Below are 18491 nucleotides of genomic sequence, written 5' to 3' on the forward strand. Positions count from 1 at the left end.
TCGGCGGCCCGGACTGCGTACCTTGGCGCTGCTGACCGGAGGTGATGGGTGTCGGGTGACTGGGCGGCGGTGTCCGCCGAGCTGATTCCGCTGGCGTTGGTGGTGGCTCTCTCCCCGATCTCGATACTGCCCGCGCTGCTGCTGGTGCTGTATTCGGCGCGGCCCCGCGCCGCGGGACTGGCGTTCGCGGCCGGCTGGGTGACCGGGCTGACGGTGTTGACGGTGCTGTTCCTCAACATCCCCAGGCTCCTCGGCGGCTCGGCCGAGACGTCGTCGGTGTGGCAGTTGCGACTGCGGCTGGTCGGCGGCGCCGCACTGATCGTGACCGGCGGGTGGCTGTGGTTGCGGCGGAAGAAAGCGGTGCGATCGTCGCACTGGCTCGACGCCCTCGGCAGGTGGTCCCCGGCCCGCACCGCGTCGATCGGGGTGGCGTTCGGAATTCTCAACCCGAAGATCATCGTCGCTTGTGCCGCAGCGGGTTTGGCGATCGACGCGGCCACGCTCGGGCCTGCCGCCCAGGCTGTCGCGGTGGGGTACTTCGTCGTGGTGGCGGGCTCGGGAACGCTCCTGCCGGTACTGGCCCACGCGGTGGCGGCCAAGCGATTCGACCGATCGCTGGAACGGTTGCGGGCCTGGATACAGCGCCGCCAGGCCGAGATCAGCGCGGTCGCGCTGGTGGTCATCGGCGCGGTGCTGCTGGTCACCGGGGCGTTCGGCCGCTGACCGGGATCCCGCCGACGTCTCAGGTGCCGGTCGTCAACGCGGCGGATCGCCCTGCCAGGAGAAGCTGTTGACGTACTTGTCCAAGTCCATGGCCAATTCCAGGTTCGCGCTGGCCGGCCGGCCCGGGCCGAAGTTCGGGCCGAACTCGCGGTAGGGACCGATGGCGCCGGCGACCAGCGCCAGGTCGTGCTTGACCGCGACGAGGATGACCAGCCGCAGATGCCGGTAACTTGCGTCGCCGTCCTGCGGCCAGATGTCGGCGACCTCGCCGTAGCCGAACTGGTAGCCGACCATCGCGTTCGGAATCTCGTAGGCCGTTCGGGCGTCCGGATAGCGCGCCGCCAGGAACGTCTCGGCGACCTCCCTGGCCGACTTTCCGCCGGCGGGTATTCCCCACAGCTTCATCGTGCCGCCATCGCCGCCGGTGAAGCGTGCCGTCACGCCGTCGTCGGCGAAGGAGAGATCGTAGGCCGAGCCGGGTGCGGGGTACGACACCGAGAACCGTCCGTCGGGAGCGGTGAACCTGGGCAGCGCTGCGACCGGCGTTCCGGTCGGTGGGCGACCGCAGTCCGGGGGGCAGTTATAGACAACGGCGGGCTCGGAAATGCTCGCGGACAGTGCGATCAGCGGCGCGGTGATCACCACGATCACCACCAGCCACGAGCTCAGGACGCGCGCACTCGACGTGCGCGACAACGGCGGTGACGTGTAGGTCTGTGCATCCATCGAGTAACCCGGCCAAACGTCGGCTGACGCATCCTCCTGCGCTCCTGCCTGCGGGATGACCGCGCGCCGTTCGGCTCGTGACTTGGCCGATGACGCGTGGTTGGCCGCGCCGCAGGACGGACAGAATGCCATCTCGGGCACCACGTTCCGGCAGTGCAGACACAGCAGCGATGTGCCGCGGACCGGGTCGGGCTGCTCGTACAGGAGGGTGAGCTGCAGACCCAGTCGCAGTGCGACCAGTGCGACCAACGCCATCGCGATGTGCAGGGCGAGCATCTTCTCCTGCGCCAGGCCCGCGACGTCGGTGACGCCGACGATCGCGTAGACCCCCAACACGATGGCCCCGAAGGCCGTCAGCGCGCCAACCACCAGCGACCGCCGTAACCTGACGGCACCGGCCGGGCGCTTGAACCACAGTGCGGCACCGATCAATCCGCCGGCGCAGGCCGCGGTGAGCGGGATGGCCAGCCCGCGGATGCCGGCCTCCACGAGTAGCCACTCGACGGGCCGGTTCTTCGCGACGGTTGCCGCCGCGAATTGCGGTGCGAGCCGGGTGAAGGTCGCCGCCGAGGTGAAGCTCAGAGCCGAGAGAACACCTATCACGAAGCCGTTCAACGATTCCCGTGCTCCCGGCCGCAGCAGGCGCACGACAACGGCAGGAATCATCATCAGCAGGGCCCCGCCCTCGGCGACCCCGAGGCCGTCGCGCAGCACCCGATTCCCGGCGATCCCGGCATCGAATGGCGCACCCGTTTCCCGGGTCACCAGATCGCCGGTGAGAAAGACCCAGCCGACGCCCATCGCGATGCCCAGGGCGACGGTGATCGCAAGCGAACTGCGCGGAATGTCGCGGTAGATCCCGGACTGGTGCCGGTAGATCGCGAACAGCAGCGGCAGGCCGAGAGCGCAGACCGTCACCAGTGCGCCAGGCAGAGCCAACTGGATCGCGACCGCCATCGCCACGACGATGAGGATCAGCCCCAGATTGAACGGTGCTCGCGAGAATTGGCTCAGATGGGGAAACAACGAACTGGCAATCGCCGGACGCAGCACGTGCTCGTCGGGGGCGGCGCAGAACGCGCGCGGGCGCAACCACTGCGGGCCATCCCCGGGCTGCGGATTCAGGTGTGCGCCGCAGGATCCGCAGAACACCCCGGCGGGAACCTCGGTGCCGCACTCCGGGCACGTCATGCTCACCCGCATCCGACACCACATTTCTGCAGCGCCAGAATGTCGCGGGCCAGGTGGTCGAGATCCGGAGTCCCCAAGCCGGTCACGAGGTCGTAGCCGGGGCCGGCGTCGTCGACCGCATTGCCGCCGAGAATGACGTCACGAAAGGCGGGAAGCCGTGCCCCTTGGGCAATCTCGTACAACAGCGGGTTCAGCTCGCCGATGGGGCCACCTCCGTTGCGCCGAAGGAAGTCGTTCATCAGGGCCGTCATCCCGGCCCAGATCGGCGCGGCGAGGGAGGTGCCGCCGCCCATAACGTGCTGGCGCCGAAAGACGATGCGGACACCGGTGTACGGGTCGGCAACGGCGGCGATGTCCGGGGTGAGCCGCCGTCCGGGCGGGGCTGCTACCCGTAGCTCCGACTGCCATGGCGGTCGCTCGAACAGATTGGACACCCCGCCGCCCGTGCCGTGGGAGATCGCGGGTGCAAACCACGACTGTTCGGCCAGCCAACGCCCGTCGGCGTCGGTCGACAGCGTCGTACCGCCGACATCGGTCATCTCCGGCAGGGAGGCAACCGAATCCAGGCCGACGTCGTCGGGCGACGGCGGAGCTGACCAGTTGTGGCCGCCTTTGCACTCCAGCCCGGCGAGGTCGCCGCTGGCGTTGAACGCGGTGGTGCCGCGCCGCAGCGCCGCCCGTAGCGCGGAACGGACCGGAATCAGATCTGCCGCGGTCGCGATCTTGTCGCAACCCCAGCCGATCGAAAAGCTCCATATCGCACCGGGATAGCGACGATCCGCCTCCTCCATCAAGGCGCCGATCTTCTGATACGTGCCGTCGCCGGACACGGTGCCCCGGGCGTTGACCAATACCGTCTTGGCGTCGGGGGCCACCGCATGGATGGCTTCCAGATCCATGGTCGCTTCTCCGCTGCGCTGAGATGGCATGTCGCCCATCAGTTCTGGAGTGAACTTGGGCAAGTCGAAAGCGGACGCGAACATGTCGAGGTCCTCTTGGTCGAACCCGTCGAAGGCGAACACCAACACCGTCGAACCCTGACCGGTATATCCGCTTTCACGCAGCGGGGCAGCGTTGTAGGTGCGCAGCAACCCGGCCGGCCCCAGGCCCTGATCGGGCACGTCCAGCGGCACGATGACCGGCACCGACTCGTTGTGCGGGACGTAGCCGAGGATCCGGCCGAGCTCGGTTACCTCGTCGACGATGGGCATGGGAACGACCGGCTGCTGCGGCGAGGCGTAGAAGACCTGACCGGTCCGGCCGCGAAAGTCGTGCACGGCGACAGCGAATGCGAGGCCGACCGCGGGAGCCGCACCGGTCACCGTGGCCCAGTGGTCGCCGGGGCGCCAGCGCACCGACAGCCCGTGCTGCTGTGCCCAGCCGATCAGTGTGTCGGGTCGGGATTGGTCTCGAAGTCCGGCAACCAGCTGGACCGCAACTGCGCCGGATGGGCCCAGGTCGGTGGATGCCGACAACAGCGACGCGTACGGACCTCTGATAGCGCCGGGCGGAGCTGGTGTCCGGTCCGGCGGGGCGACCGAATAGACAAGGCCGACAAGGAGCGCGGCGACAGCGATCAGCGAGATACGCGTCACCCGACTGGCGCTTCGTCTTCGGATTGACCCCATGGGCATCGTCGCCGCACCCCCGATTTTGTCGGGAGACTATCAGCGGCGGCGCGATTGGATGGTGATGTCGGGCAGGTTGCCTGCGGGCGAACATCTTCTGACGCGGCCGCGGGAATGGGCTGATGGGGTTTGACGGCTCTGCGCAGGCAGATAGGTTTTGCGACATGGTTAAGCACGGCATTAACGGGTCGGTCACGATGTCTCGTCAGCTCACGGTGGCCGGCGGCTTTCTGGCAATCATTGCGGTAGCCGGTCTTTCAGCGGGCTGCGGCCAGTCCTCCAAGGAGAACCCGTCGTCCACCACCTCGAGTAGCGCCTCGACCAGCAAGCCGGCACCGTCGCCCACCGAGAAGGGGGTCATCCAGATGCCGCCGCGCGCCTTCAACCAAAATCAGAACGCTGCGGATGGAATGCTGGCGCTGCAGAGTCAGGGCTACAACGTCCAGTACAACTTCTCCGCCGGCAGCGGCAGTGACCGCCCGTTGTCGGAGTGCAAGATCACGGATGTCGACGGCCTGCAGGGGGATCACCCGCCTGCCAACACGACCGTCTATCTCACGATCTCCTGCCCAGGCAGCAACTGAGCCTGCGGGTGACTACCGCCTGCGGCGGCGGACGAGCATCAGGCCGATGAACAGCACCGCGACGGTCGGGGACGCCGACACCATCGTGTAACCGAGATCCTTCATGATGCCGATCTCGATGGTGCTCAGCGTCCGGACGCCCAGCCCGGTGTCCGACGAGGCGTTCATCAGCTTCTCGTTGGCGCCCGTGTAGTAGTCGTCGTTCAGGTGCGACATCGAGCTGCCGGACTCCCACGGGCTCGGGCTGTACAGCGGCACCGGGTTACCGCCATTGGCCGCCATCGCGTTGGCGCCACCGAAGTACATGCCGTTGCTGACGCCGCCGGTCAGGTTCGAGTTGTAGGCGGTGTTGAACGTCGTGCCGGTGAACACCGAGTTGCCGTTCTTGTCCACCATGAACCTGTCGAAGTCGGTCCAGTTCTCGACGGTGTTGTTGCCGGCCTTGTCCACGACCGACAGGAAGCCGTAGGTGTGCAGCAGTTCGTGCATTGCGGTGGACTGGAAGTCGTAGCTTCCCCCGGGCACCGTCGAGAAATAGCCCCAGCCATAGCCGAAGTTCCAGTCGATCGTGCCGTCGGCCGCCGACCCGTTGGGGTCCACGCCGGTGAGAATCTTCTGCTGCACAACGGTATTCGAGAAGCCCTGGTCGCTGACCAGGTCGCTGCCTGCCGATGCCAGTGTTGCGCCCGCCAGCGAGTACTGGCCGGTGACCGCATACGTGAGGGTGACGTTGTGCTCCGGCACGAAATAGCTCGACAGGTAGATGGCTGTCGCCGCGAGCTCCGCGCGAGCAGCGCTGGACCAGAACTGCGAGCCGTTGCCGTAGGTGAAGGTGTAGGTGATCCGCGGGGTGCCCGCGGGTTCCTGGTAGATCGAGCCGGCCGCGTAGGTGCTGGAGGTCCGGAACCAGTTGAGCAGGTTGATGTGCGTCCCGGTATCGGTGGCCGAGACGACGAAGGAGTCGACGATGTTGGAGCCCGGATCGTTCGGGGTGTAGGTGTAGTTGCCCGCGGCGTCGACGCTGACGGTGCCGTAGTGGCCTTGCTGGGTCACCTTGTAGACGAGGCGATCGCCTTCAGGGTCGGTTGCGCCGATCTTGCCGGTGATGGGTCCGGTGACTTCACCGGTGAGTTGAACCGGGGTGACCTTGGGTGCCTCGTTGAAGAACGTGCGGCGCACCAACAGGGCTGCACCCTCGAAGAGCCCCTGCACCGAGCCGACCAGACCGGTCAGCACATCGGTGGGCGAGGCGCTGGCCGACGGCACGCGGAAGGCGGTGACCGTCGACGTCGTCGTGGCGGCGGCGACCGGTGTGGCTGTCGCCGACTGGGTCGCCGAGCTCGTGGCCGGCTGCTGGTTGTCGGTCGTCTGCGCCGGCGTGCTCTCGGTGTCGGAGCTCGCGACGGCCGAGGCATCGGAGACCGAGCGGCTGGACTGCGCCTTCGGCTTCTCGACGGTGGTCGCGCTGGGGGTGCTGGCGTGGACGCGCGCCGCTGAGGTGGGCTTGCGGGTGCTGCTGCCGGCAGCAGACGGCGTCTTCGACGACGACGATGCGGCACTGTCCTGGCCGGCCCTGGCGGTGCGGGCCGATTTCGCGGTCCCGCTACTCGCCTTTGCCGGACCTGCCGATACCGAGGAGGAATCCTTGTCGGGGCTGTCGGCGCTGGCAATGGCGACGGTCGGCCACGCCAGAGACAGGCCCAATGCGACGGCGGCCGCACCAGCTCGTGCGCCACGCTGGACATTTGCCATGGAAGAACCGCCTTCGTGTCATCTGTTGCCGGTGAAGTCGGCGGACTTCAGGCAAACCCCCCGGTGTGGGTGCCAAACCGCAGGTGCGGCCGTGTACCCGTTTGCTTTCTCAGCGAATATTAAGCTAAGTCGCCGGCTTTGGGGAGCGGTTACGCGCGAACGTCGCCCCGACTGTGACAGCCCCAGCTAGTTGACATCGGGAAGCGACATGATGGGTCGATGGCGATATCGAAGGAGCAGCGCACGGCGGCGAACTCGCCCCGCGGCATGAACCGCTGGGAACTGTTCACCTGTGCGCGCCGGGGACACGTCACCTACGCGCCCGACGATGCCGCTCTTGCCGGGCGGCTGAGCGGGACGACCGGTCTGGGCGAAGTATGGCGGTGCCTGCGGTGCGGGGAGTTCGTCGTCGGACCTCCACATGGTCGCGGCCCAGCAGACCACGCCCCGCTGATCCTTCGCGGCAGCGCGTTGCGGCAGGCGATCATCGTGCGGGCGCTGGCGGTGGAGCGGTGGGTCCGGGCGCTGTTGATCGCGCTCGCCGCGTGGGCGGTGTGGCAGTTCCGCGGCGCGCGGGGCTCGATCCAGGCCGCCGTCGAACGCGACCTGCCCCTGCTCCGGGCCTCGGGAATCAAAGTCGACCAGATGACCGCGGTGCACGAGTTGGAGAAGGCGCTGGCCACCAAGCCCAGCACGCTGATGCTGGTGTTCGTCGCGCTGCTCGTCTACGCGCTGCTCGAGATGATCGAGGGCATCGGGTTGTGGCTGCTGTCGCGCTGGGGCGAATACTTCGCCGTGGTCGCGACGTCGATCTTCCTGCCGTTGGAGGTCTATGACCTCCTGGTCAAGGGGGTCACATTCACCCGCGGAGGAGCATTCGTCATCAACGTGGCCGCGGTGATCTATCTGGTGGTGTCCAAGCGGCTGTTCGGCCTGCGCGGTGGCCGACAGGCCTATGACGACGAACGGCGCGGCGAACAGTTGCTCGATGTCGAGCGAGCTGCCCTGGCCTGACCGCTGAGCTCACAGGTCAAGGACGCATTTGCCCAGCTGGCTGCGGTCGGCTACCCGCGCGAGCGCGACGGGAGCGTCGTCGAATGCCCACCTGTTGCGGACGGTGTCGCCGATGGCGCCGCGGTCCAGGAGGTCGGTGAGGCCGCGCAGCACGTACTCGGTGTGTTCGCGCGATTGCGGTGCGGCGAGCACGCCCACCAGTGAGGTGTTGGTGACCGCCATCATCTGGACGTCGACCGTGGGCCAGCTGCCGCTGGCGAAACCGACGGCGAGGTGCCGGCCGTGGCGGGCCAGTGCGCCCATCGCGGTGCTGCCCTGAGCGCCGCCGACCGGGTCGAAGATCATGTCGACGCCCTGCCAGTCGGTGATCTCGCGCAGGGCCTGGGCCAGGGGACGCCCGTCGTCGGCTGCGTCGTCTCTGGCCACCACGACGTGGTCAGCGCCGAACGATCGGCAGAACTCGGCACGGCTCTGCTCGCCGACCACCGCAATCACTGTGGCTCCCAATGCCTTACCGAGTTGGACGGCGGCGATGCCGCTGCCGCCGGCCGCGCCGAGCACCGCCAGACGCTGCCCGGGGCGTAGCTGCCCGCGATCGACCAGGCCGGTCCACGCGGTGACATTGGGGATCCAGAAGCCGGCGGCGGCGCAATCGTCGAGCGCGGCGGGTGCCGGGAGGAGCGACGTCGCCGGCGCGAGCGCTTCCTCGGCGAACGCGCCGTTGCCGTTCATGAAATCGCTGACGCCCATGACCCGGGTGCCGATCGGGACCTCGACTCCGGGACCGACCGCGGTTACCGTGCCCGCCAGCTCCTGCCCGGGGGTGAAGGGAACGGCAGGGGTGAGTGGGTAGGTGCCGCGGCACATCAGGACGTCCGGTAGCCCGATTCCGGCCGCCGCGACGCGGACCCGAACCTGACCGGGCCCAGGGGCGGGCACCTCGCGCTCCACCAACCTCAAGACGGCCTCGGGCTCGCCGGGGCCCTGCACCTGCCACGCTCTCATCGGTCCGACCTCCGCGGCGTTGCGCTCGACGATCACACCATGATTACACTGTGATTTGACTAGGCGGAAGGGCTGGCATGGCGTGGGATTTCGAAACCGACCCCGAGTTCGCCGAGCAGCTGGCGTGGATGCGCGAGTTCATCGACGCCGACGTGATCCCGCTGGAGCCGATCCTGTCCGAGCTGCCGGCCGAGGAATGGCAGGCGGTCAAGCGTCATCTTCAGGAACGGGTCAAGGCGCAGGGACTCTGGGGCATGTTCCTCGATCCCAGCCTCGGCGGTACCGGCGGCGGACAACTCAAACTGGCGCTGATGTCGGAGATCATCGGCCGCGCCATGGTCTCGATGGAACTGTTCGGTGTGCAGGCCCCGGACAGCGGCAATATGGAGTTGCTCGCCCACGGCGCCGACGAGGCGCAGAAACAACGCTGGCTGTTCCCGAATCTGCGCGGTGAGATCTCGAGTGCCTTCGCCCTGACCGAGCCGTTCCTGGCCGGCGCCGATCCGACCGTCATCGCCACGACGGCAGTCGCGGACGGCGACAGTTGGATCATCAACGGCCACAAGTGGTTCACCACCAACGCGTCGTGCGCCGACATCATTCTGGTGGTTGCCGAGACCGACCCCGACAAGCGGCCGCACCGGCACGCATCGATCTTCGTGGTGCCGACCGATACGCCCGGACTCGAGATCGTCCGGGAGATTCCCACGATGGCGCACTCCGACCCGGAGTACGGCCGGCGCGGTAACCATGCCGAGGTGATGTTCCGGGACTGCCGGGTGCCGGCGGATCATCTGATCGGGCAGCGGGGCGCGGGTTTCCTGCTGGCCCAGCAGCGCCTCGGTGGCGGACGGATTCACCATGCCATGCGCTGGCTCGGGCAGGCGCAACGCGCACTGGACATCATGGGGGAGCGTGCCGTATCGCGGCAATCGCACGGCCGCCTCCTCGGTGAGCATCAGATGGTTCAGGACTACATCGCGTTGTCGCACACCGAAATTCAGGCCGCTAGGTTGTTGACGTTCCACACCGCCTGGAAGATGGATCGGCTGGGGGCCAGTGCGGTGCGTGCCGACCTGGGCATGGTCAAGGCGCACGTGTCGAAGGTCGTGCTCGCGGTGCTCGACCGCACGATTCAGGTGTGTGGAGCGCTGGGGTACTCCGGTGACCTGCCCGTCGAGCAGTGGTACCGAATCACCCGGTTCGGGTCGATCGGCGACGGCCCCGACGAGCTGCACAAGTCGGTGCTGGCCCGGCATGTGCTCAAGAAGTACCAACCCGTCGACGGGTGGCCGACCGAACATCTGCCGTCGCGCCGCCCTGCGGCGCAACAGAAGTGGCAACAGCTGAGGCAGGAAGCGGGAATCGCATGAGCACCTACACGGCGATGGTGATGACGGCGCAAGGGGCAGCGCCGGAACCGGAGCAGCGGCCGGTGCCACATCCCGGCGCGGGTGAAGTACTGGTGAAGGTCAACGCGTCGAGCGTCAACTATCACGACATGGTGAATCTGGCCGGCCTGATCTGGGGTGAGTGGCCTCGTGTCCCGATGAGCGACGGCGCGGGGGAGGTCGTGGCGATCGGGTCTGACGTCACCGACTTCTCGGTGGGCGACCGCGTGATGAGCGCTTTCCACCCGGGTTGGCAGGACGGTCCGCCCACCCCGCAGGCCAAGGCCGAACTGCCCGGCGACAGCGGGGACGGCTGGTTGCAGCAGTACCGCATCGCGGCAAGCGACGGGCTGGTCGCGACGCCAACGCATTTGAGTGATATCGAGGCGGCGACGCTGCCATGCGCGGGAGTCACCGCGTGGAATGCATTGCTGGAGGCCGGAATCGGGCCTGGCGACGTCGTCGTCACGCAGGGCACCGGCGGCGTGTCGTTGTTCGCCGTCCAGTTCGCGCACGCGCTCGGTGCGGAGGTCATCCTGACCTCATCGTCTGACGAGAAGCTTGACATCGGATCTGGCTTGGGGGCGGCGCACCTCATCAACTACCGCGCCACGCCGGACTGGGAGAACGAGGTCAAGCGCATCACCGGCGGACGTGGCGCCGATCTGGTGGTCGACCTGGGTGGCCCACAGACGCTGGCCCACTCGGTGCGTGCCGCCCGGATGGGGGGCACCGTCGCAGTGATCGGTGTGCTCACGGGGTTCGATGCCGCGCCGATACCCGTTGCCGAGTTGATGCTCAACAACATTCGGGTCATCGGCATCACCGTCGGCAGTGTGCTGAGCTTCGTTGAGCTGTGTGAGTTGATCTCCACCGCCGGCATCAAGCCGCACATCAGTCATGTCTTCGACTGGACCGAGGTGGGCGAAGCCGTCCGCGTGTTGCAGGCCGGCGAGCATGTCGGCAAGATCGCGCTGAGGATCTCATGACCGGTGAGATCGATTTGCGGCCTGAACAAATCGTGGCCGCCGCAGTGGACATCCTCCGTGAGGGCGGCCTCGACGCGGTCAGCATGCGCAGTGTGGCCGGCCGGCTCGGGGTGACCCCGCCGCCGGTGTATGCCCGTATCGGCAATAAGAACGCGCTGTTGGCTGCCGTCGCTGACCACTTCTTGGCCGACTTGGCTCCGGAGCCCTTCGATGGGGAGTTGTGGCCGGACTATGCGCGGCGCTGGACTTCGCAACTGCGGCAACGGCTTAGCGAAGCAGCCGACAGCAGGCTCTTCCTCCAGGTGAAGCGACCCGCATATCTGGAGGCGTCCCGGCCGCTGCTGAAGTGCATGCGTCGCGACGGGATGTCGCGTGACCAAGCGGTGCGGGCCTGCCGGCTGCTGACGTGGGCGACGGTGGGCTTCGTCGCGATGGACCACCCGCCGCTGGAGGTGCCGGTCGGCCGTAATCGATTGGCGGGTAGTCATCCCGATGGCGTGACCGCAGGCGAGATCGACGAGTTGTTCTCGCTGCACATCGATTACCTGATCGAGGGCATCCGCCGCGACAGCTGACTACCCGGTGACGCCACCGTCGATCGTCATCAGTGATCCGGTGGTGTAGCTGGACGCGTCGGACAGCAGGTAGACCACGGCGCCGACGACCTCCTCGGGTCGGCCGACCCGCCCCAGTGCGATCGGCTTGACGACGTCGGGCAGGGTGTCCGGGTTGCGGACGAAGCCCGCTGCGGCGTCGGTGTCGAATGTTCCGCAGATGATGCAGTTGACCCGCACACCGTCGGAGGCGAACTCGAGTGCTGTCGCTTTGGTGAGCGCGTTGAGGCCGGCCTTGGCGGCGCCGTAGACCGGCGCGACGGGGGTCGGCTTCACCGATGCGAGCGAGCTGATGTTGACGATCGACCCGCCCCCGGTATTCGCCATGGCGTTCGCGGCCAGGGCAGTCAGGTGGGTAGGGCCTTTGAGGTTGACACCAATGACCTTGTCGAACAACGTCTCCGACGTTTCGAGCAATGACGGGGCCAGCGGGCTCATCCCGGCGTTGTTGACCAACCCGTCGAGCCGACCCCAGCGCTCGGTGGCTGCGTCGACGACGGCTCCCAGATCTTCCCAGTCGCCGACATGGCACTGCAGCGGGAACGCCTCGCCACCGTGGCTGGTGATGTGATCGGCCAGTGCTTCGCAGGAGGCCAGCTTGCGGCTGGCGATCACGACCTTCGCGCCGCGCTCGGCGAGGCCGACGCTCATGGCGGCGCCGAGTCCGCGGCTGCCGCCGGTGATCAGCACAACGCGGCCGGAGACGTCGAACAGCGGGTCGGTCATCGGGCGAACCTCCTGGCGCGGATCAGCAGGCTGTCGGCGATCCCGCCGAAGACTTCGTGAACCGGGTTGCGGGATTGGCCGCGAACATGTTTGGCGTAGGAGCCTTCCAGGACGATGGCGAGCTTCCACGCGCTGAACACCTGATACCAGTCGAAGGTGGACATGTCGCGACCGGTGTTGGCTGCGTATCGGTCGACGAGCTGTTCCGGTGATTGGCAGTAGTCGGGATGGATGCCATTGGGCGTGCCGGGGGCGGCAAGCGCGATGGGGTTGCCCTCCTCAGGCCAGAAGATCATCGCCCAGGCGAGGTCGATGAGCGGATCACCGACGGTGGTCATCTCGAAGTCCACCACGCAGGCGATGCGCGGCGGTGCTGCCGGTGCCCAGATGACGTTGTCCACCTTGTAATCACCGTGCATGACGGTCAGATCGCCGTGCTGTGGGAGGTGCTCTCTGAGCCACTTTGCCAGCTCACCGACGTCGGGTAGGTCCCGGACCCGGTAACTGTCGAGTTGGCCGAGCCAGCGATCCACCTGCCTCCCGAGAAAGCCGTCCGGGTGAGACATCTCGGCCAGTGCGGTCGATGCCCAATCGACGGCGTGCAATTGCGCCAGGGTGTCGACGAGTTGCTCGCCGATCGTGTCCTGCGACCGCGGGTCTTGTCGTAGTGCCTCGGGCAGGCCCTCGCGGCGGATGACGTCGCCGTCGACGAAAGACATCACGAAGAAGGGTGCGCCGAGGACGGCGGGGTCTTCGGAGCGGGCCAGAACTTTCGGCACTGGAATGCCCTGTGATTCCAGGATTTCCATGATGCGCGCTTCGCGGATCACCTGATGCGCGGTGGCGGACACCGCCGCGACGGGAGCGCGGCGCACCACCCACGGTTCGCCGAGCCGGTCGACGCGAAACATCTCGCAACTGCCGCCGCCGCGGATCGGCGTCACCTCGACGTCGGCAGGCTCGCCGGTGACCTCGGCCAGCCACGCGGTGAACCGCGGGACATCGAAGTCGGTCGCCACCTATGGGTTGTACACCGTGGGTAGTGGCGTTGTCACCGACTACGTTCCACTATCGAGTTAGGATCCTGCTGGCGGGGGTAGCTGTGAGATATCAGTGACTGGTGTCAAGGAACTATGGGGGAGCACATGTCAGAGGCCGCTTTTCCGATACCAGCCAACGAGCGTGAGCGACTGAATGTCCTTGCGGATTACAACATCATGGACTCGCTGCCGGAGCAGGCCTATGACGACTTCGTCAAGTTGGCGTCGGCTATCTGCGGCACGCCCATCGCGCTCATCTCGTTGTTGGACGAGGATCGGCAATGGTTCAAAGCCGACTTCGGTCTCGGGGTCAGCGAAACTCCGCGTTCGCAGGCGTTCTGCGCTCACGCGATCATGAATCCCGACGACGTGATGACCGTGGAGGATGCCACCGCCGACGAACGCTTCGCGACCAATCCCCTTGTGACCGGCGACCCGCACATCCGCTTCTACGCCGGCGCGCCGCTGGTGGCGCCGACCGGTGAGGCGCTGGGCACCATTTGCGTGATCGACCGTCAGCCGCGAACTCTCAGCGAGACACAGCGGGAGGCGCTGGCGATTCTGTCCCGCGAGATCATCGTGCAGCTCGAGCTACGCCGCAGCATCGAGACTCTGGAGCAGGCGGTGCTTGACCAGGAAAAGTACGTGGAACTGCTGCAGGAGTATCAGCGCGACATCGAAAAGGTGCGGGTGCACCTGGAGTCTCAATCGGTAACCGATGTGTTGACCGGAGTGAAGAACCGCCGCTCATTCGACATGACTCTCGACGAGGAGTGCATGCGGGCGCAAACCCGCGGCACCACCTTGTCACTGATCATGATTGACGTCGACCTGTTCAAGGCATTCAACGACATCCACGGACACCCGGCCGGTGACGAGGTGCTGCGTGGGGTTGCCCGTCTGCTGCAATCCGAACTCCGGGTCTCCGATTCGCTGTTCCGCTACGGCGGCGAGGAGTTCGCGGTCGTGCTCCCCGAAACCACCTGCAAGGGTGCGTTCGTGCTCGGCGAGCGGTTCCGCCGCGCCGTGCAGCGTGCGCCGTGGCCCAAGCGCCCGATCTCGATCAGCATCGGCGTCGCGGCCACCGACGCCGGCATCACTTCACCGCAAGATCTCCTACAGGCCGCGGATGGCGCGCTCTACCAAGCCAAGCAGAGCGGGCGGAATCGGGTCGTCATGGCGTCGGGCGACAGCTAGTACGTCTGACCGTTGGCATACCGCTGCCGACGGTAGTGGCGGCCGTTGCCACGGTTGCGGTCCTTGTACGTCGGCAACTGCGACAGCCAGCTGCCGACGTTCAAGGCTAAAAATCGCGGGAGGGGGCGCTACTACCGGCGGCAGCGATACGCCGACGGCCTCTCGTTCTGAGATGTTTGCTGGAGCGTCGGATGGCGTCCGGGGAAAACGGTCTTGGCATGAATGCCGAGTACGACGAAAGATCAACTAGCTGGACATATGCTCCAAATATGGAGCCCCCTATCGGGATCGAACCGATGGCCTACATATTACAAGTATGTTGCTCTACCACTGAGCTAAGGAGGCATTGGTCGGCGCAAAATGACCCGACACGTCTAACAGACTAGCGAACTCACTGCTCGTCGTCGTCGATGACCAACCGCTCGCTGCGCACCCGCTCGGTGCCGACCGGGCGCGGCGGCGTGTAGCTGCGCCGGCGGCCCGGGATCGGGATGCGGTCGGCGATATTGCTGAGCGGGTTGACCACCAGGCTCAGTGTGGTGACCGCCTCGCGCAGCGTCTCGATCGTCGGCGCCAGCGCTTCCAGCCCGGGCGCCAGCCGGTTCAGCGTGTCGGCGACGTCGGCCAGCTGCTCCAGCGGGCCGTTGCGCGCGGTCAGCTTCTCCACCAGGCCGCCCTCGGCCATCAGCCGGTCGGCCAGCCCTTCCTCGCCGAGGATCCGCTCGATCAGGCCGTCCTCGTCGAGAAGCTGGTCCACCAGACCGCCCGGCGCGAGCGACCGGTCAAGTCCGCCGCCCTCGGCGGTCAACCGATCCAGAACACCGTCCGGCGCGGTCATCCGGTCGATCAGACCGCCCGGCCGCATGAGACGGTCCAGCGGTCCGTCCGGTGCCAGGGCCCGCCCCAAGGGGGCGTCATCGTCGAGCAATTGGGCGAGCTTGTTCGCCCGCGAGATGGTGTCCTCCAAGCCGAACACCTGCGCCATCGAACTCGGTGATGCTGCTACCCCCGCCTCACCCAGCGCTTGTTTGGTCAGGTCAATGCCCACTTTGGCGACGTCGAGACCGACCTCGGCTGCGGCCAGGCCCGCCCGTACCGGTGCGCTGGCAAGGCCAACGAGCGTCTTCGCCAGGTCCATTTCACAAGTGTAGGAGCGGAAAAAGTTTGTAACCGGAGGTATCGGCTAAACAGCGAGAAAACCAACTCACAGGAATCTCACAGCGCCTAGGCAGCGTGAGTTCACCAATGTGAGAGGAAATTGTCAGCATGGCCGCACCTGTTACACCCGAAACCAAACCCGAGGCACGTGTCCTCGTCGTGGACGACGAGACCAACATCGTGGAACTCCTGTCGGTAAGCCTGAAGTTCCAGGGCTTCGAGGTCCACACCGCGTCCAGCGGCCCGGCGGCCCTCGACCGCGCTCGGGAGGTCCGGCCCGACGCCGTGATCCTCGACGTCATGATGCCCGGCATGGACGGTTTCGGTGTGTTGCGCAGGCTGCGCGCCGACGGCATCGACGCGCCTGCGCTGTTCCTGACCGCGCGCGACAGCCTCCAGGACAAGATCGCCGGACTCACCCTGGGCGGCGACGACTACGTCACCAAGCCGTTCAGCCTCGAAGAGGTCGTCGCCCGGTTGCGGGTGATCCTGCGTCGCGCAGGCAAGGGTGTGGAGGAGCCGCGCAATTCGCGGCTGAGCTTCGCCGATATCGAGCTCGACGAGGACACCCACGAGGTGTGGAAGGCCGGAGAGCCGGTCTCGCTCTCGCCGACCGAATTCACCTTGCTGCGTTACTTCGTCATCAATGCCGGCACCGTGCTCAGCAAGCCCAAGATCCTGGACCACGTCTGGCGCTACGACTTCGGCGGCGACGTCAATGTCGTTGAGTCCTACGTATCCTACCTGCGCCGGAAGATCGACACCGGTGAAAAGCGCCTCCTGCACACCCTTCGCGGTGTCGGATACGTGCTGCGGGAGCCGCGGTAATCCGGCGCATCGCGCCGATCGGCGCGAACAATAGAGAGATGCCCAGGCCCTACCACCGAGCGTTGCCGCTGCGGGTCGGCCTGGTGGCCGCCATGCTGCTGCTCGTGGGATGCGGCCTGCTGGCCTCCGGGATCGCGGTCACCTCGACCCTGCAGCATGACCTCATCAACCGCGCCGACCAGACCCTGCTGGACGCCTCCCGGGGCTGGGCCCAGGCTCCGCGCCGGATGCCTCCGCCCGACGAGGAGCCCAACCCGGCCCGTCCGCCGTCCAACTTCTACGTCCGCGGCGTCGACGCCGACGGTCACATCTGGATGGCCGTCAACGACCGGGACGCCGAACCCGCGCTGCCCGACGACAACGACGTCGGGCCGGTGCCGGTGACCGTCGGCTCACTGGAGCACTCGCCGGTCGAGTGGCGTGCGGTGTCGGTGCGCGGGCCCAGCGGCGAGCTGACCACGGTGGCGATCGACATGTCCGACATCCAGTCCACGGTCCGCAGTCTGGCGTGGTCGCAATTCGCGATAGGCATCGCTGTGCTGATCATCCTCGGGGTCGCCGGCTACTGGGTGGTGCACCGCAGCCTTCGGCCGCTCGTCGAAGTCGAGAAGACCGCCGCCGCGATCGCCGCCGGACAGCTGGATCGCCGTGTGCCCGAACGTGATCCACGCACCGAAGTTGGCCGATTGTCGTTGGCGCTCAACGGCATGCTCGCCCAGATCCAGACCGCGATGGCGTCATCGGAGGACTCCGCCGAGCAGGCCCGCACCTCCGAAGAGCGCATGCGGCGCTTCATCACCGACGCCAGCCACGAATTGCGCACCCCGTTGACCACCATTCGCGGCTTCGCCGAGCTCTACCGGCAGGGCGCGGCCCGCGACGTCGAGATGCTGATGTCCCGCATCGAAAGCGAGTCGCGGCGGATGGGCTTACTGGTCGACGATCTGCTGCTGCTGGCCCGCCTCGACGCGCAGCGCCCGCTCGAACAGCGCCGCGTCGACCTGCTCACCCTGGCCACCGACGCCGTGCACGACGCCCAGTCGATCGCCCCCAAGCGGACCATCACCATGGAGGTCTTCGACGGTCCCGGCACCCCCGAGGTCATCGGCGACGAGGCCCGATTGCGTCAGGTGCTGGGCAATCTGGTGGCCAACGCCCTGCAGCACACCCCGGAGACCGCCCGAATCAGTGTGCGGGTGGGCACGTCGTCCGACGACGCGGTGCTCGAGGTCGCCGACGAAGGGCCCGGCATGACTCCCGAGGACGCCCGGCGGGTGTTCGAGCGGTTCTATCGCACCGACTCCTCCCGCGCCCGCGCCAGTGGTGGCACCGGGCTGGGGTTGTCGATCGTCGACTCGCTGGTCTACGCCCACGGTGGCCGCGTCACGGTGTCTACCGCGCCGGGCCAGGGCTGCTGCTTTCGGGTCAGCCTGCCGCGCATCGCCGATGTCGCAACCCCGGTGGCCCCAGCGATCTAGCCGAGTTCGGCAAGCGCGGCCTTGATCTTGGCCTGCGCCTCGTCGAGCGACGCGGAGGAGGGATTGCGGTCGACGTTGGCGAAACCGAAGTCGGACAGGTTCCGCGCGGGGAAAACATGCACGTGCAGGTGCGGCACTTCGAGCCCGGCGATGATCAGCCCGGACCGCTGCGCGCCGAACGCCGCACACACGGCCTTGCCGATCCGCTGGGACACCGCCATCACCTTGTTGAACACGGCCGGCTCGACGTCCTGCCAGTTGTCGACCTCGGCCCGCGGAACCACCAGCGTGTGCCCGGGGGTCATCGGCTCGATGGTCAGGAACGCGACGACCTCGTCGTCTTCGTAGACGAATCGTCCCGGCAGTTCGCGGTTGATGATCTTGGTGAAGACGGAGGCCATGGGCCAAGCATATGAGTAGCCGCCCGGGGCCGATCATGAAGCTGGC

At 67.0% G+C, this 18491-nt stretch carries 17 protein-coding genes, 1 tRNA gene and 2 pseudogenes; 10 read left to right on the forward strand and 10 right to left on the reverse strand.

The window, feature by feature from the left end; all coding sequences use genetic code 11:
- The first annotated feature begins 48 nt into the window (after positions 1 to 48).
- The gene (locus tag G6N32_RS03060; RefSeq protein ID WP_115317415.1) at positions 49 to 723 is read left to right on the forward strand and encodes a GAP family protein; all 675 of its coding nucleotides are present in this window, start codon (positions 49 to 51) and stop codon (positions 721 to 723) included.
- Between the two features lie 33 nt (positions 724 to 756).
- Here G6N32_RS03060 and G6N32_RS03065 read toward each other — a convergent pair whose 3' ends face one another.
- Both G6N32_RS03065 and G6N32_RS03070 read right to left on the reverse strand, forming a co-directional pair.
- Positions 757 to 2652 carry a zinc ribbon domain-containing protein gene (locus G6N32_RS03065; RefSeq protein WP_115317414.1) on the reverse strand — a complete coding sequence of 632 codons (1896 nt, stop codon included), beginning with the start codon at positions 2650 to 2652 and terminating at the stop codon, positions 757 to 759.
- Positions 2643 to 4268, reverse strand: coding sequence for a S53 family peptidase (locus tag G6N32_RS03070; protein WP_115317413.1), 1626 nt, complete (start codon positions 4266 to 4268; stop codon positions 2643 to 2645). The genes G6N32_RS03065 and G6N32_RS03070 overlap by 10 nt, the downstream gene beginning before the upstream one ends.
- Before the next feature lie 122 nt (positions 4269 to 4390).
- On the opposite strand from G6N32_RS03070, the gene G6N32_RS03075 reads away from it, so the two are divergent.
- Positions 4391 to 4852 carry a hypothetical protein gene (locus tag G6N32_RS03075; RefSeq protein ID WP_147291958.1) on the forward strand — a complete coding sequence of 154 codons (462 nt, stop codon included), beginning with the start codon at positions 4391 to 4393 and terminating at the stop codon, positions 4850 to 4852.
- 12 nt (positions 4853 to 4864) lie between these two features.
- Here the strand turns inward: G6N32_RS03075 and G6N32_RS03080 are convergent, their stop codons facing one another.
- Positions 4865 to 6604 (reverse strand): Ig-like domain-containing protein, encoded by a 1740-nt coding sequence (locus G6N32_RS03080; protein WP_115317411.1) that lies wholly within the window; start codon positions 6602 to 6604, stop codon positions 4865 to 4867.
- A gap of 219 nt (positions 6605 to 6823) precedes the next feature.
- Between G6N32_RS03080 and G6N32_RS03085 the strand changes: the two genes are divergently transcribed.
- Complete coding sequence (locus tag G6N32_RS03085) at positions 6824 to 7618, forward strand: DUF2127 domain-containing protein (RefSeq protein ID WP_115317410.1); 795 nt, start codon at positions 6824 to 6826, stop codon at positions 7616 to 7618.
- Positions 7619 to 7627: 9 nt separating this feature from the next.
- Here G6N32_RS03085 and G6N32_RS03090 read toward each other — a convergent pair whose 3' ends face one another.
- A complete protein-coding gene (locus tag G6N32_RS03090; RefSeq protein ID WP_115317409.1) occupies positions 7628 to 8659 on the reverse strand; it encodes an NADPH:quinone oxidoreductase family protein in 1032 nt (343 codons plus the stop codon).
- A gap of 41 nt (positions 8660 to 8700) precedes the next feature.
- On the opposite strand from G6N32_RS03090, the gene G6N32_RS03095 reads away from it, so the two are divergent.
- The 3 genes from G6N32_RS03095 to G6N32_RS03105 are packed head-to-tail and all read left to right on the forward strand — an operon-like array spanning position 8701 to position 11578.
- Positions 8701 to 9996 (forward strand): acyl-CoA dehydrogenase family protein, encoded by a 1296-nt coding sequence (locus G6N32_RS03095; protein WP_115317408.1) that lies wholly within the window; start codon positions 8701 to 8703, stop codon positions 9994 to 9996.
- On the forward strand, positions 9993 to 11003 hold the full coding sequence (locus tag G6N32_RS03100) for a zinc-dependent alcohol dehydrogenase family protein (RefSeq protein WP_115317407.1): 1011 nt from the start codon (positions 9993 to 9995) through the stop codon (positions 11001 to 11003). Before G6N32_RS03095 ends, G6N32_RS03100 begins: the two co-directional genes overlap by 4 nt.
- Positions 11000 to 11578 carry a TetR family transcriptional regulator gene (locus G6N32_RS03105; protein WP_115317406.1) on the forward strand — a complete coding sequence of 193 codons (579 nt, stop codon included), beginning with the start codon at positions 11000 to 11002 and terminating at the stop codon, positions 11576 to 11578. Before G6N32_RS03100 ends, G6N32_RS03105 begins: the two co-directional genes overlap by 4 nt.
- On the opposite strand, the gene G6N32_RS03110 is transcribed toward G6N32_RS03105, so the two are convergent.
- A complete protein-coding gene (locus G6N32_RS03110) occupies positions 11579 to 12343 on the reverse strand; it encodes an SDR family NAD(P)-dependent oxidoreductase (protein WP_115317405.1) in 765 nt (254 codons plus the stop codon). It lies immediately after the preceding gene.
- Complete coding sequence (locus tag G6N32_RS03115; protein WP_115317404.1) at positions 12340 to 13362, reverse strand: phosphotransferase family protein; 1023 nt, start codon at positions 13360 to 13362, stop codon at positions 12340 to 12342. Before G6N32_RS03115 ends, G6N32_RS03110 begins: the two co-directional genes overlap by 4 nt.
- A gap of 126 nt (positions 13363 to 13488) precedes the next feature.
- Between G6N32_RS03115 and G6N32_RS03120 the strand changes: the two genes are divergently transcribed.
- Entirely contained in the window at positions 13489 to 14580 is a 1092-nt protein-coding gene (locus G6N32_RS03120; RefSeq protein ID WP_115317403.1) for a GGDEF domain-containing protein, read from the forward strand.
- On the opposite strand, the pseudogene G6N32_RS28715 reads toward G6N32_RS03120, so the two are convergent.
- Positions 14577 to 14663: pseudogene (locus G6N32_RS28715) on the reverse strand (HNH endonuclease); the annotation flags it as partial. The gene G6N32_RS03120 and the pseudogene G6N32_RS28715 overlap by 4 nt on opposite strands.
- Between G6N32_RS28715 and G6N32_RS28720 the strand changes: the two are divergent.
- Positions 14656 to 14751: pseudogene (locus tag G6N32_RS28720) on the forward strand (HNH endonuclease); the annotation flags it as partial. The pseudogenes G6N32_RS28715 and G6N32_RS28720 overlap by 8 nt on opposite strands.
- Positions 14752 to 14850: 99 nt before the next feature.
- Here G6N32_RS28720 and G6N32_RS03135 read toward each other — a convergent pair.
- Together G6N32_RS03135 and G6N32_RS03140 are read right to left on the reverse strand one after the other, a co-directional pair.
- Positions 14851 to 14925: transfer RNA gene (locus tag G6N32_RS03135), tRNA-Thr, on the reverse strand.
- A gap of 46 nt (positions 14926 to 14971) precedes the next feature.
- Positions 14972 to 15718, reverse strand: coding sequence for a hypothetical protein (locus tag G6N32_RS03140; RefSeq protein ID WP_115317402.1), 747 nt, complete (start codon positions 15716 to 15718; stop codon positions 14972 to 14974).
- Positions 15719 to 15846: 128 nt separating this feature from the next.
- Between G6N32_RS03140 and G6N32_RS03145 the strand changes: the two genes are divergently transcribed.
- Entirely contained in the window at positions 15847 to 16566 is a 720-nt protein-coding gene (locus tag G6N32_RS03145) for a response regulator transcription factor (protein WP_102807223.1), read from the forward strand.
- Between the two features lie 38 nt (positions 16567 to 16604).
- Complete coding sequence (locus G6N32_RS03150) at positions 16605 to 18044, forward strand: sensor histidine kinase (RefSeq protein ID WP_115317401.1); 1440 nt, start codon at positions 16605 to 16607, stop codon at positions 18042 to 18044.
- On the opposite strand, the gene G6N32_RS03155 is transcribed toward G6N32_RS03150, so the two are convergent.
- On the reverse strand, positions 18041 to 18445 hold the full coding sequence (locus G6N32_RS03155; protein ID WP_115317400.1) for an HIT family protein: 405 nt from the start codon (positions 18443 to 18445) through the stop codon (positions 18041 to 18043). The genes G6N32_RS03150 and G6N32_RS03155 overlap by 4 nt on opposite strands.
- Positions 18446 to 18491: the final 46 nt, after the last annotated feature.

The sequence above is a fragment of the Mycolicibacterium aichiense genome (assembly GCF_010726245.1).
In the GTDB taxonomy this organism is placed as follows: Bacteria; Actinomycetota; Actinomycetes; order Mycobacteriales; family Mycobacteriaceae; genus Mycobacterium; species Mycobacterium aichiense.

Excerpts from the sequence above, each read along its gene's own strand:
- G6N32_RS03065 (WP_115317414.1), bottom strand. The coding sequence starts at position 2,652 with ATGCGGGTGAGCATGACGTGCCCGGAGTGCGGCACCGAGGTTCCCGCC.
- G6N32_RS03070 (WP_115317413.1), bottom strand. The coding sequence starts at position 4,268 with ATGGGGTCAATCCGAAGACGAAGCGCCAGTCGGGTGACGCGTATCTCG.
- G6N32_RS03075 (WP_147291958.1), top strand. The coding sequence starts at position 4,391 with ATGGGGTTTGACGGCTCTGCGCAGGCAGATAGGTTTTGCGACATGGTT.
- G6N32_RS03080 (WP_115317411.1), bottom strand. The coding sequence starts at position 6,604 with ATGGCAAATGTCCAGCGTGGCGCACGAGCTGGTGCGGCCGCCGTCGCA.
- G6N32_RS03085 (WP_115317410.1), top strand. The coding sequence starts at position 6,824 with ATGGCGATATCGAAGGAGCAGCGCACGGCGGCGAACTCGCCCCGCGGC.
- G6N32_RS03095 (WP_115317408.1), top strand. The coding sequence starts at position 8,701 with ATGGCGTGGGATTTCGAAACCGACCCCGAGTTCGCCGAGCAGCTGGCG.
- G6N32_RS03100 (WP_115317407.1), top strand. The coding sequence starts at position 9,993 with ATGAGCACCTACACGGCGATGGTGATGACGGCGCAAGGGGCAGCGCCG.
- G6N32_RS03105 (WP_115317406.1), top strand. The coding sequence starts at position 11,000 with ATGACCGGTGAGATCGATTTGCGGCCTGAACAAATCGTGGCCGCCGCA.
- G6N32_RS03110 (WP_115317405.1), bottom strand. The coding sequence starts at position 12,343 with ATGACCGACCCGCTGTTCGACGTCTCCGGCCGCGTTGTGCTGATCACC.
- G6N32_RS03120 (WP_115317403.1), top strand. The coding sequence starts at position 13,489 with ATGTCAGAGGCCGCTTTTCCGATACCAGCCAACGAGCGTGAGCGACTG.
- G6N32_RS03140 (WP_115317402.1), bottom strand. The coding sequence starts at position 15,718 with ATGGACCTGGCGAAGACGCTCGTTGGCCTTGCCAGCGCACCGGTACGG.
- G6N32_RS03145 (WP_102807223.1), top strand. The coding sequence starts at position 15,847 with ATGGCCGCACCTGTTACACCCGAAACCAAACCCGAGGCACGTGTCCTC.
- G6N32_RS03150 (WP_115317401.1), top strand. The coding sequence starts at position 16,605 with ATGCCCAGGCCCTACCACCGAGCGTTGCCGCTGCGGGTCGGCCTGGTG.
- G6N32_RS03155 (WP_115317400.1), bottom strand. The coding sequence starts at position 18,445 with ATGGCCTCCGTCTTCACCAAGATCATCAACCGCGAACTGCCGGGACGA.